This window comes from Streptomyces sp. Je 1-369 (genome assembly GCF_026810505.1).
In the GTDB taxonomy this organism is placed as follows: Bacteria; Actinomycetota; Actinomycetes; order Streptomycetales; family Streptomycetaceae; genus Streptomyces.
Map to the genome: position 1 here is coordinate 1,508,888 of NZ_CP101750.1, position 12,875 is coordinate 1,521,762.

Consider the following 12,875-nt stretch of genomic DNA (forward strand, 5'->3'; position numbering starts at 1 on the left):
CCCACCCTGATCCCCGACCACCCCGTAGGGCCCCGCGTGGTCGTCGTCGGAGCCGGCATCGTCGGCTGTTCGCTCGCCGACGAGCTGACGGCCCGCGGCTGGACCGATGTCACCGTCCTCGACCAGGGGCCGCTGCCCGCGCCCGGCGGCTCCACCTCGCACGCGCCCGGCCTCGTCTTCCGGACAGGCCCTTCGAAGACCCTCACCGCGTTCGCCGCGTACACCGTGGAGAAGTTCAACGCCCTTGAGGTGGACGGTCTCCCCTGCTTCAACGCCGTCGGCGGCCTGGAGCTCGCCACGACGCCCGAACGCTGGGCCGACCTGCACCGCAAGGCGGGCTTCGCCGCGTCCTGGGGCGTGCATGCCGAACTCGTCGGCCCGGCGCGCTGCAAGGAGCTGTGGCCGCTCATCGACCAGACGCTGGTGTACGGGGGTCTGTACACGCCCGAGGACGGCCTGGCCCGTGCCGTGCCCGCCTGCCGCGCGCAGATGGAACGGGCACGCGCGCGTGGAGCACGATTTCTCGAACGGCACACTGTGACGGGCATCGAGAAGGAGGGTGGCCGCGTCACCGCCGTCGTCACCGACCGCGGCACCTTCCCCGCCGATCACGTCGTCTCGGCGGCCGGGTTCTGGGGGCCCGTGATCGGCCGGATGGCGGGGGTCGACATCCCGCTGCTGCCGCTCGCCCACCAGTACGTGAGGACCGCGCCGCTGCCCGAGCTCGCGGGCCTCAACGACCCGCGCACCGAGGCCTCCAGGCCGATCCTGCGCCACCAGGACCGCGATCTGTACTTCCGTGAGCACACCGACCGCATCGGCATCGGCTCGTACGCCCACCGCCCCCTGCCCGTCGACCCGTTCACCGTTCCCGCGTACGACGACGCCGAGGACATGCCGTCCTCGTACCCCTTCACCGAGGAGGACTTCGCGCCCAGCTGGGAGGAGTGCCGACAACTGCTCCCCGCGCTGAAGGAGGCGGAGATCGCGGAAGGCTTCAACGGCGTCTTCTCGTTCACGCCCGACGGCATGCCCGTACTCGGCGAGTCCCGCACGCTGCGGGGCTTCTGGCTGGCCGAGGCCGTGTGGGTGACGCACTCCGCCGGCGTCGCCAAGGCGGTCGCCGAGTGGATGGTCGACGGGCGGCCCTCGCTCGACCTGCACGAGTGCGAGTTGACGCGCTTCGAGGACGCCCAGCGCTCCCCCGCGTACGTGGCGGAGCGCGGCGCGCAGCAGTTCGTCGAGGTGTACGACGTCATCCACCCGCTCCAGCCGATGGACCGGCCACGACCCCTACGGGTCAGCCCCTTCCACGTCCGGCAGCAGGAGCTGGGGGCGGTCGTCCTGGAGGGCGGCGGCTGGGAGCGCCCGCACTGGTACGAGGCCAATGCCCCGCTGGCAGACGGCCTTCAGGGGCACGTTCGTGACGCCTGGGCGGCCCGTCACTGGTCACCGATCGCGGCCGCCGAAGCGCACGCCACCCGCGAGCGCGTCGCCCTCTACGACATGACGCCGCTGCGCCGCCTGGAAGTCACCGGGCCCGGCTCTCTCGCCTTCCTGCAGCGCATGACCTCCAACAACCTCGCCAAGAAGCCCGGCGCGGTCACGTACACCCTCCTCCTCGACGAGGCGGGCGGCATCCGCTCCGATCTGACCGTCGCACGCCTCGCCCCCGACCGCTTCCAGGTGGGCGCCAACTCCCCCGCCGACCTCGACTGGCTGCTCCGCCACGCCCCCGGCGACGTCCACGTCAGGGACATCACCTCCGGGACCTGCTGCATCGGCGTGTGGGGGCCACTGGCCCGCGCGCTCGTCCAGCCGCTCACCCGGGACGACTTCTCCCACGAGGCCTTCGGCTACTTCAAGGCCAAGGAGACGTACATCGGGCACGTACCGGTGACCGCGATGCGCCTGTCGTACGTCGGTGAACTGGGCTGGGAGCTGTACACCACGGCCGATCTCGGGCTCCGGCTCTGGGACACGCTGTGGGAGGCGGGGCGGGCGCACGGCCTGATCGCGGCCGGGCGTTCCGCGTTCAACAGCCTGCGCCTGGAGAAGGGGTACCGCGCGTGGGGTCACGACATGACCACCGAACACCACCCCTACGAGGCGGGCGTCGGCTTCGCGGTCCGCATGAACAAGGGTGACTTCGTGGGCCGTTCGGCGCTCGAGAAGCTCGGGCGGCCCACCCGGAAACTCACCGCCCTGCTGCTGGACGACCCCGCCGCGGTCGTCCTCGGCAAGGAACCCGTGTACGTCGACGGCGCCCCCTGCGGATACGTCACCAGCGCCTCGTACGGGTACACCCTGGGCCGCTGCGTCGCCTACGCCTGGTTGCCGCCCCTGGAGACGGGCACCGGCGTCCACATCGAGTACTTCGACGAGAAGGTTCCCGCGACGGTCGCCGAAGAGCCCCTGTTCGACCCGGAGATGACCCGTATCCGCCGCTAGCCGCCAGGAGGCACCGGTGTCCCCCACCTACGACGTGATCGTGATCGGCCTCGGCGGCATGGGCAGCGCCGCCGCGCACCACCTCGCCGCGCGCGGGTCCCGCGTCCTCGGCCTGGAGAAGTTCGGCCCGGTGCACGCCCGCGGTTCCAGCCACGGCGGTTCGCGCATCACCAGGCAGTCCTACTTCGAGGACCCCGCGTACGTACCGCTGCTGCTGCGCGCCTACGAGCTGTACGACCGCCTCGAACGCGACACGGGCCGCGACATCGCCACCCTGTGCGGCGGCGTGATGCTCGGGCACCCCGACAGCCGCACGGTCTCCGGTTCACGGCTCTCCGCCGAACGGTGGGACCTGCCCCACGAGATGCTCGACGCCAAGGAGATCCGCCGCCGCTTCCCGACGCTGACCCCGGGCGACGACGAGGTGGCCCTGTACGAGGCGCGGGCGGGCCTCGTCCGCCCCGAGAACACCGTGGCCGCACATCTCCAACTGGCCACGCGAGACGGCGCGGACCTGCACTTCGAGGAGCCCATGACCCGGTGGGAGCCGTACCGGGACGGGGTGCGCGTCCACACCGCGGAGGACACCTACACCGCCGGACAGCTGGTGATCTGCCCGGGCGCGTGGGCACCCGGGCTGCTGACCGACCTGGGCGTGCCCTTCACCATCGAACGGCAGGTCATGTACTGGTTCCAGCCCTCCGGCGGAGTCGGCCCCTTCCTCCCGGAGAACCATCCGATCTACATCTGGGAGGACGCGGAGGGCGTCCAGGTCTACGGTTTCCCCGCCATCGACGGGCCCTCGCTGGGAGCGAAGGCGGCCTTCTTCCGCAAGGGCACCCCCTGCACTCCGGAGAGCATCGAACGGACGGTCCACGACGACGAGATCGTCGCGATGGCCGAACAGGTGGGGCGGCTGGTCCCGGGCCTCCCCGGTGGCTTCGTCAAGGCCGCCACCTGCATGTACTCCAACACTCCCGACGAGCACTTCGTGATCGCCCGACATCCGGAGCACCCCGGTTCGGTGACCGTCGCGGCGGGCTTCTCCGGACACGGCTTCAAGTTCGTGCCCGTGGTCGGCGAGATCCTCGCCGATCTGGCCCTCGACGGCGCCACCGCGCACCCCATCGAGCTCTTCGACCCGAGCCGCCTCGCCGCCACGCCTGCCTGACAAGCACCGTTGAGGAGTACGAGAACCGTGACGACGACCCCGCTGCCGCCGAGCCTCACCGCCACCCTCCCCGGCCGTTACTACACCGACCCGGAGATCTTCCGGCAGGAGCAGGACCGCGTCTTCGAAGCTCTCTGGTTCTGCGCCGTGCGCGCCGCCGACCTCGACAAGCCCGGCGCCTTCCGCACCGTGCAGGTGGGCCGCGAGAGTGTCCTCGTCACGCGCTCCCGCACCGGCGAACTGCGCGCCTTCCTGAACGTCTGCCGGCACCGCGGCGCGCGCCTGTGCACCGAGGCGTCCGGGCAGGTGCGGCGCGCCCTCCAATGCCCGTACCACGCCTGGACGTACGACCTGGAAGGACGGCTCGTCGCCGCACCCAACCTGGTGAAGATGCCGGACGTGGACCGCGCCGCCTACGGTCTGATCAAGGTGCCCCTCCGGGAGTGGCTCGGCTACGCGTGGGTGTGCCTGGCCGACGAACCGCCCTCCTTCGAAGAGACCGTCATGGGCGCGGCGGTCGAACGGCTCGGCGACGCGGCGTCCATCGAGCGCTACGGCACCGAGCGTCTCGCCCTCGGCAAACGCGTCTCCTACGACGTACGCGCCAACTGGAAGCTGATCGTCGAGAACTTCATGGAGTGCTATCACTGCGCGACGATCCACCCCGAACTGACCGACGTCCTGCCGGAGTTCGCGGACGGCTTCGCCGCGCAGTACTACGTGGGGCACGGTGCCGCGTTCGGGGAGGAGGTCGGCGGCTTCACGGTCGACGGCAGCGCGGGCTTCGGCCGTCTCCCCGAAGTGTCGCAGGACCAGGACCGCCGCTACTACGCGATCACCGTGAAGCCGACCGTGTTCATCAACCTCGTCCCCGACCACGTGATCCTGCACCGGATGTTCCCGCTGGCCGAGGACCGCACGGTCGTGGAGTGCGACTGGCTGTACGCACCCGACGTCGTCGCCTCCGGCGCGGACCTGACGCACTCCGTGGAACTCTTCCACCGCGTCAACACGCAGGACTTCGCGGCCTGCGAGCGCACCCAGCCCGCGATGGCGTCACGCGCCTACCGCGAGGGCGGGGTGCTGGTGCCGACCGAGCACCACATCGGGTTCTTCCATGACTGGCTGACGAAACAGCTCACTGCGTAGAGACCCCCTGAGCCGGTTCCGGCTGGGCGGCGGGCCGCTTGTACATGCGCGTCGCGGTGATCTCCCCGTGCACCGTCTCGCCGTCGGGGTCCTGCTGCGGCAGGCCCGGGCGCAGGTGCTCCTCGACGCTGATGTACTTCAGGCCCGCGCGCAGGTCCGCGTCGTTCCGCAACCGGATGACCAGCGGGAACTCGGCGAGCGCGGTCGTGTCGAACAGGCCGGTCGTGTAGAGCAGCTGCACGCCGAGCGCGTCCGAGACGGCCCGCTGGAGCTCCAGGAGGTACGTCGCGTTGGCGCGGCCGATGGGGTTGTCCAGGAAGAGCGTGCCGGCGTGCCGGTGCTTGTCGCGGCCCCGGTCGTTGCTGCGCAGGGCCGCCATCGTGCAGTACAGGGCGATGGCCGCGGTGAGCAGCTGCCCTCCGGAGAACACGTCGCCCATCTGTCCGACGGGGACGCGCTCGGCGCGCAGCACGGCGTCCGGCTTGAGGATCTCCACGGCGATACCGCGCGGTTCGAGAGCGGCCTGGACGCCGCGCAGCAGCAGGGACATGCCGTCGCGCCGCATGTCCGAGTTCTTCTTCACGGCGGCGCGGGTCGCGTCGTCGATGACCTCGCCGAGCCGTTCGACGAGCGTGGCCTGGTCGGGCTCCTCGAAGCGGACCCGCAGGAACTCCTGGCCCGACCACTCCCCCAGGCCCTCGGGCAGGCGGGAGAGGCGCTGTGCGGAGCGGAGGGTGGCGAGCGCGGACTCGACGAGGCCGCGCAGCCGGTCGACGATGCTGTCGCGGTTGCGCTCCAGCTGCTCCAGCTCGTCGGTGAGGACGCGGAGCCGGGGCGCGAACGCGTCGGCCCACTTCTTGGCGTGCTCGGGCAGCGCGGACGCGGGCAGTTCGCGGATCTGCTGGCGGGCGGGGGTGCGCACCTGCTCGTACCGCGTCGAGTTCGCGTGGCGCACGAGGATGTCGCTGGCCTCCCGCACGGCGGACTCGGCCGTGGACAGGTCGGCGGCGCAGCCGCGCAGAGAGCGGCGTGCTTCCGCGGCGGCCTGGCGGGCCTCTTCCAGAGAGCCGGGGTAGCCCTCGGGGGTGTCTTCGGCGTCCTCTTCGTGGTGTTCGCGCAGAAGGTCGCGGAGCAGCGCCGCGGTCTCGTCGAAGCCGCCTGCGGCGTCCTCGGTGACGCGGTGGGTGTGCAGCAGGGCGGCGTGCGCCTCCTTGGCGCGGCTCAGCGCCTCGGTGTGCGCGGCCAGTTCGCCGGTGGCGGTGCGCAGGAGGGTCTGGGCCTGCTCGGCGTCGGCGGGGACGAGCTCTTCGGGGAGCTCGGTGTGGGCGTCGCCGTCCTCGGGCGCGTGCCGCTCGGCCTCGCCGCGGAGCCTGCCGAGCTGTTCGCTGGCGGTGGACGCGCGGGCCTCGATCAGCTGGACCTGGGCTTCCGCGCGGGCGGCGGCTGCCTGCCGGGAGGGCCCGTCGGAGCCGTCGGTGCCTTCGAGGAGCAGGGCGGCGCGGGTGCGGACCTTGTTGCTGAGCCGGTCGAGCTCGGCGAGGGCGGCGCTCTCGTCGCTCTCGGCACGGGCCTGCTCGGCGCGGAGGTCGGCGCCGACGCCCACCTTCTCGTAGAGCTGGGACGCCGCGCGGTAGGCCTCTCGCAAAGCGGGCAGCGACGACTTGCGGGTGTCGCTCTCCTCCGGTACGTCCTCGGGGGCGCCCGCGATCTCGGCGCGCTCGGCGCGCAGCGCGCGGGCGGTGCGGCGCGCGTCGTCGGCGGCGCGCTGGGCGGCGCGGCGGTCCTCGTCGGCGGCGCGGGCCCGGTCCAGGCAGGTCTGGGCGCGGGCCTCGGACTCCACGGCGTCGTCGGCCAGTTCGCGGAGCTTGGTCTGCCAGCCCGCCCGCTCGCGGAGCCGGAAGGCGAGGCCTGCGAGGGCGTCGGCGACGCGCCGGGCGCGCTGGGCGGCGTCCTGGCGTTCGTCACGCACGCGTGCCGCCTCGCTCGCGGCCTCGTCGGCCTCGGCGCGGGCGGTACGGGCCTCGGCGAGCTCGGCCTCGGCCTCCGCGGCGAAGGCTCGCGCCTCCTCGGCGGCGGTGGCGAGTTCGGCGAGGCGGCCGCTGGGGCAGCCGGTGCGCCAGGAGGCCAGGCGGGCGGCGAGCTCGCGGTCCTTGGCGAGTCGGACGGCGAGCGCGCGGATCTCCTCGTCCCGCCGGGCGGCCCGCGCGCGCAGCGCCTGCCGCTCCTCGTCGGCGGCGTGCTCGTCGTGCATGGCCGGGTTCGGCGGTACGAGGAAGACGCCACTGTCCGTGGACTGCTCGCCCGGCGTGGGCGCGAGGAGGGCGGCGGCGGTGCCCACGGCGACGGCGGAGCGGGGCAGCAGGGCGGCGTCGGCGAGGGCGTCGCGGGCGCGGGCGTGCGTGTCGGGGTCGGTGATGACGACGCCGTCGACGAGCTCGGGGCGGGCGGCGAGCACGCGCGCGTGGTCGGCGGGGTCGACGGCCTGGGCGAGGTAGCGCCAGCCGGGCAGGGCGGGGATGCCGTGCTCGCCGAGGAACTCGACGGTGGCCAGGACGTCGGGTCCGGGCGGGAGCAGGCCGCCGTCGCCGAGGGCGCCGAGGATGCGGGAGTCGTCGGCGGCCGCGGTGCGCAGGTCGAAGAGCTGCCGCTCGGCGGAGGCGACGCCGTCGTCGAGGAGGACGCGCAGGTCGTCCGCGGAGCGGTCCAGCTCCTCTACGGAGAGGGCGCTTCCGGAGAGGGCGCCTTCAGTGAGTGCGCTTTCGACGGAGGCGTCTTCGGAGTGGTCGCTTCCCTGGCGGGGCAGCGGCACTCCGCCGCCCGCGCTCGGCAGGCTCAGGAGTTCGGCGAGCCGCTGGTTGCCCGCGATGGACTCGGCGGCGCGGCGCTCCGTGTCGTGGGCGGCCTCGGCGGCGGTCGCGGCGTCGGAGGCGCGGGCGGCGGTGAGTTCGGCGCGGGCCTCCGCCGCGGCCGTCTCCTTGGCGTGGTCGGCGGCGCGTCCCGCGGCTTCGCGGGCGGCGTCCCACGCGGCGACGGTGGTCTTCTCGGCGTCGCTGGCGGCGAGAGCGGCACGGGCCGGGTCGGCGTCGGGTGCGGTGTCGTCGAGCCAGCCCGCGCGGACGGCCTCGGCGGTCTCCTGCTCGACCTCGGCGAGGCGCTGCTTGAGGTGGCCCACCTCGCTGCGGGCGCGCTGCGCCTCGGTGGCGGCGACCGTGGCGTCACGGTGTGCGGCCTCGCCGGTCTCTTGGAGCGCGGCGGACCGCTCCTCCTCTTCGTTGGCGAGGTTCTCCGCGCCTTCGGCTGCGGTGTGCAGGGCGCGGACGAGGTCGGACGCGGCCTTCGCGCGGGCGGCGAGCGCGGGTGCCGCGTCACGCTCGGCCTCACGGATGGCGACGGCCACGCGCGCGGAGCGGTCGGCGGCGGCGCGGTGCCTGAGGACGGCCTCCGCGGCCTGCCAGGCGGAGTGCAGGGTGCGGGCGTCGGCGAGCTCGCGGCGCTGGGCGGCGGCGGCCTTCTCGGCGACGGTGAGCGCCAGGGAGGCGTGCCGGTAGGCCAGTTCGGCGGAGATCAGGGCGCTCTTGCCGCGCGCCTGCTCGGCCTCGGTGACGGTGTGGGCGGCGGCGGTGACCTGTCCGGCCAGTTCGGCGGCGCGGCCCCGCTCCTCGACGCCGCGCGCGGAGAGCCTGCGCGCCAGGGTCCGGGTGCGGCGCTCCGCGCCCGCGTGTACGTCACGCGCGCGTGCCCGGGTGTCGGCGGCGTCGACGATGCGGTTCAGCAGGTCAACGGAGCCTGCGGTGAAGTCGCGTTCCGCCATCAGCTCGGCCCGGCGGCCGAGCTTGTTGCCGAAGCCGTGGACGAGGTCGGCGAGGCCGTCCGTGTCGCGTGTGTCGGTGACGGCGCGCAGCAGCAGGTCGGTGAAGTCGGAGTCCTTCTTGACGGCGAAGAGGCCTGCGGCCTCACCTTCGTCGGCGTTCATCTCGCGCTGGTAGCGGAAGAGTTCGGGGTCGAGTCCGAGGTCGCCGAGGTGTTCGTTCCAGCGGTCGTGGATCTCTTCCCAGTGCACTTCGAGGTGCGGGTACGCCTTGCCCGCCTCGGTCAGGCCGTCGCGGAAGCCCTTCATGGTGCGCCGCCGCCCCTGGGCGCCGGACGCGCCCTCCGCCGAAGGCCGCACGGCGGTGGACTCGGCGACGGGCAGCGAGTCCAGGCTCATGCCGGGGCCGGGCCGGAAGGAGTACCAGGCCTCGGCGAACTTCCGCGGGTCGTTGGAGACCTGTCGGCCCCGCCATTCGCTGACCTTGCCGACGACCACGCACTCGCCGGTCAGGGTGTGCTGCCACTCCAGGGCGACGTGTCCGCAGTCGTCGGCGAGCAGGAACTTGCGCAGCACACCGGAGCTGGCGCCGCCGAGCGTGTTCCGGTGGCCGGGCAGCATCACCGAGAAGATCAGCTTGAGCAGGACGGACTTGCCGCCGCCGTTCTCCAGGAAGAGCACGCCGGCGGGTGCGGGGCGGCGCGGCGGGCCGACCGGCTCGTCCTCGAAGAACTCCGCCTGGGTGGGCGCGGGGTCGGGCACCTCCGCGCCGACGCCGCGCAGGTCGAGCACGGTGTCGGCGTAGCGCGCACCGGCCGGCCCGATGGAGTAGAGGCGGATCCGGGACAGCTCGTACATGGCGGCGGACTCTCGTCGTAAGTCGTGGGGACGGCAAGGAAGGTGGGGGGGCGGGGAGGGCCGGGGCCCGGCGGCCTGTCGGGGCCGCGTCAGGAGTGGAAGGGCAGCCCCGCGTCGGCGGCCAGCTCCAGGTCGTCGGTCTCTTCGGGCGGCAGCAGCGTCGCCGAACCGTCCGTGACCGGGACGACGCCGAGTTCGAGGAGCTCCGCCATGGCCGCGGTGCCCGCCATGTCGCGGACCTGGAGCTGGTAGCGGGCCGTGGTGCGGTACGTCCCTCCGGAGTCGTCGCCCGTGCGCTGCAGGAAGCCCGAGTCGGTGAGGAAGGCGGCGGCCTTGCCGACGATGCCGGTGGTGGAACCCGCGAGGCGGCGGGCGTCCTTGGTGGCGCCGGTCGAGCTGCGGCGGGTCCAGATCCGCCAGGCGGCTTCGAGGCCGGGGGTGTCCGTCGCGGGGTCGGTGTTGTCGCCCTGTTCCTCGGCGCGCTCCTCCAGGCGGTGGCAGGCCTGGCGCACGAACGCGTCCACTCCGTTGACGGTGACCCGGCCGATGTAGCCGTCGTCGGCGAGGTCCTCGGGGCGCGGGAACGCCATGGCCGCGATGGCGAGGTGGGCGAGGCCGTGCAGGAAGCGGTCGGTGGAGTCGGTGGCCGCGCGGCGGGCGTAGTCCCCCATGCGGACGGCGAAGACGGAGTCCTCCGCGGCGGTCACGGCCATGCCCGCGCGCGGGGACACCTCCAGGACGACGAGTCCGAGTCCGGTGGCGACGGCGTCGGCGAGCCGGGCGAAGGGCGGATCCTCGCGGTAGCGGCGGAGCAGTTCCGCGTACTCCTGGTCGCGGGCGGGCTGGAGCTTGGGCTGCAGCCCGAAGGCGACGAGCCGTGCGGCGTCGGCTGCGTCGGCGGGGGTGACGGGCGCGGGGGCGGCGGGCGCCGCCGTGGAGTCCGGCTCGCCCCACGCGGCGTGCTCTGCGGGGTGGTCGGTCACGGCGTGTGCTCCTTGGGGGTGGGGTGGAGAGGGGGGGTCGGTCCTGGTCATGCCGCCTCCGTCCGGTCGGCTGCCATGCCGACGGCGTCCAGGAGTGCCGTGCCGACGATGAGGTCCGCGCCGCCGAACTCCTCGTCGTCGAGTTCGGTGCCGTCGTCCACGGCGAAGAGCAGCTTCTCCTCGCCCTGGCGGTAAGCGGTGCCGACCGGCGGGCTGGCCGCGTGCACGGCCAACAGGGCGACCAGGTAGGGCAGTTCGGTGTCGCGGCGCCGGGCGTCGGCAAGGAGGCCGGAGAGCCGGCGCGGCGCGTCGGCCGGCAGGTCGAGCAGCTCCATGGCGCTCGCGAGCTGCTCCTCGCTGAAGCGGCTGTCGTCCGGGGTGGCGATGAGGTCGGGTTCGGGCATCTCCGCGCCGAGGTGCTCGCGCTCCATGGGCGGCGTGAGCAGTATGTCGACGAGGTCGCCGACGCGGACGGAGACGGGCGTGCGCAGTCCGGTGCCGCGCGCGAAGTAGGCGTCCGTCACGCGGATCGCCTGCTCGGCGGGGAGCGGCAGGAGGGGGGCCACCAGCTGTCCGTACAGGTCGAGGCCCGTGCGCGCCGTGGGGGTGGCGAAGGCCTGCCGGTCCTGTTCGGCGCGGAAGAGCGGGCCGGCCTCCAGGAGGCGGGACTGCAGCTGGGTGTGGCGGCGGATGCAGTCCTTGACGATGTCGACCAGCTCGGCGGCGCGGCGCTTCTGCTCGGGGTCCTCGGACTCGTCGCGGGCCTTGCGGATGTTGGTCAGGATGGCGTTCTCGTGGCGGTACCGGTCCGCGACGTGGTCGAGCGCCTCGGCGATCATGTCGGGGACGGCCTTGAGCCAGTCCACCGCGCGGACGTTGCGCCGGGTCGCGTCGAGGGCCTTGCGCAGTGTTTCCGAGTACTGGACGGTGCGGTAGCGCGCCTGCTCCGCGGCGAGCTGGGCGTCGGCGAGCCTGCCGCGGCTGATCAGGACCTCGAGCTTCACCTCGGCGGCGATCTGTGCGCTGGTGACGTCGGTGTCGAGGGCGCCCACCAGGACGTTGACCGCTTCGTCGGTCGTCCGCAGGTAGACACTGCCGCCGTGGCCGGGGACCTCTTCGAGGAGCTTGAAGTCGTAGTCCCTGCGGACATATGTGCCGTCCGGGGCGAAGGTACCGTATACGGCGCGGAAGCCGCGGTCGACGCTGCCGACGTTGATCAGGTTCTCCAGGACCCAGCGCGCCACACGCTCGTGCTCGGCGGCCGGGCGCGCGGGCGCCTGGGCGGCGACGCGCGGGAGCAGCCTGGCGACGATCTGCTCGTGGTCGGCGCCCGTATCGAAGTCCATGTTCAGCGTGACGAGGTCGATGGCGGACAGGGCCACCTCCGCCATCGCGTACACCGAGTACTCACCCGCGAGGTTGGCCTTGCGCACGTCGAGGTCGTGCAGCGGCGCCGTGCAGGCGAGGGCGCGCAGGCGGCGCGCCAGGCCCTCGTCGGCGGCCGGGCCCAGAGCGGGGCGCGGCCCCGCGCTGAGCTGGGGCGGAGCGGTGTCCGTAACGGCAGGCGAAGTCACGGTGCACAGACTAGATCCTCGGTCTGACAACGGTCGAAACGGCGCAGATGTGACAACGCCCGGCCACTGTGCCGCTGGCCCCTCACCGGCATGCCGACCGCCCGGTTCAGGCGCCCCGCTCGCCCTCCGCCCCCCGCTGCCCGTACGCGTCGACCACCCGCCTGCGCGAGTCGTCCAGGTACTCGACGAGCAGCCTCTCCGCGTCGTCACGCCGGCCTTCCTGGAGCGCCTCCAGGATCTGTCCGTTGCGGGCGATGTAGGGCTCGTGGAGCCGCCGGGGATCGTCCACCACGTGGAAGGCGAGGCGCAGTTCGGCGAAGACGCTGCGCATCAGCTCGTCGGTGCGCTCGCTGCCGGCGAGGGCGACGAGCTCCCGGTGGAAGTCGATGTTGGCGGTGGACACACCTTTCCAGTCGCCCGCCCGCGCGGCCCGCCGGCCGTCGGAGACGGCGTCGGCGAGTCCGTCCACGGCGTACGGCGGTTCGCCGAGCCCCCGCACGACAGCGCATTCGACGAGGGCACGGGTGCGGTAGATGTCCCCTACGTCGTCATCGGTCAGCATCCGTACGAAGACCCCGCGATTGAGCTGGTGCTCAAGGAGCCGCTCGTGCGTGAGCAGCCGGAACGCCTCCCGCAGCGTGTTGCGGGAGACGCCGAGAGCGCCGCCGATGCTGTCCTCGGAGAGCCGTGTCCCGGGCGGGAAGAAGCCCGCGGCGATGCGGCTCCGCAGGATGTCCGAGACCCGCTCCGCCGTACTCGTACGCCCCAGGAGCGCGCGGTCGTCGGCCAGTCCGTTCACGTCACCCATCCCCTCCGCCATGCCCGGATTCAATCGCAGATGCAAGAACGAGACAACAGGGGTATTGAGGGATCGTTCAACG

At 73.1% G+C, this 12,875-nt stretch carries 7 protein-coding genes; 3 read left to right on the forward strand and 4 right to left on the reverse strand.

What is annotated here, in order from left to right; all coding sequences use genetic code 11:
• Positions 1 to 6 precede the first annotated feature (6 nt).
• The 3 genes from NOO62_RS06890 to NOO62_RS06900 are packed head-to-tail and all read left to right on the forward strand — an operon-like array spanning position 7 to position 4,771.
• Entirely contained in the window at positions 7 to 2,451 is a 2,445-nt protein-coding gene (locus tag NOO62_RS06890; RefSeq protein ID WP_268775498.1) for a GcvT family protein, read from the forward strand.
• Between the two features lie 16 nt (positions 2,452 to 2,467).
• Positions 2,468 to 3,622: an N-methyl-L-tryptophan oxidase gene (gene solA, locus NOO62_RS06895; protein ID WP_268770019.1), complete on the forward strand. Its 1,155-nt coding sequence runs from the start codon at positions 2,468 to 2,470 to the stop codon at positions 3,620 to 3,622.
• A gap of 27 nt (positions 3,623 to 3,649) precedes the next feature.
• Entirely contained in the window at positions 3,650 to 4,771 is a 1,122-nt protein-coding gene (locus tag NOO62_RS06900) for an aromatic ring-hydroxylating oxygenase subunit alpha (RefSeq protein WP_268770020.1), read from the forward strand.
• Here the strand turns inward: NOO62_RS06900 and NOO62_RS06905 are convergent.
• From NOO62_RS06905 to NOO62_RS06920, 4 genes are all read right to left on the reverse strand, one after another.
• Positions 4,761 to 9,437 (reverse strand): hypothetical protein, encoded by a 4,677-nt coding sequence (locus NOO62_RS06905; RefSeq protein ID WP_268770021.1) that lies wholly within the window; start codon positions 9,435 to 9,437, stop codon positions 4,761 to 4,763. The genes NOO62_RS06900 and NOO62_RS06905 overlap by 11 nt on opposite strands.
• Before the next feature lie 89 nt (positions 9,438 to 9,526).
• Positions 9,527 to 10,420: a hypothetical protein gene (locus NOO62_RS06910; RefSeq protein ID WP_268770022.1), complete on the reverse strand. Its 894-nt coding sequence runs from the start codon at positions 10,418 to 10,420 to the stop codon at positions 9,527 to 9,529.
• A gap of 47 nt (positions 10,421 to 10,467) precedes the next feature.
• Positions 10,468 to 11,994: a hypothetical protein gene (locus NOO62_RS06915; RefSeq protein WP_268770023.1), complete on the reverse strand. Its 1,527-nt coding sequence runs from the start codon at positions 11,992 to 11,994 to the stop codon at positions 10,468 to 10,470.
• A gap of 106 nt (positions 11,995 to 12,100) precedes the next feature.
• Entirely contained in the window at positions 12,101 to 12,814 is a 714-nt protein-coding gene (locus tag NOO62_RS06920; RefSeq protein WP_268770024.1) for a GntR family transcriptional regulator, read from the reverse strand.
• Between the last annotated feature and the right edge of the window lie 61 nt (positions 12,815 to 12,875).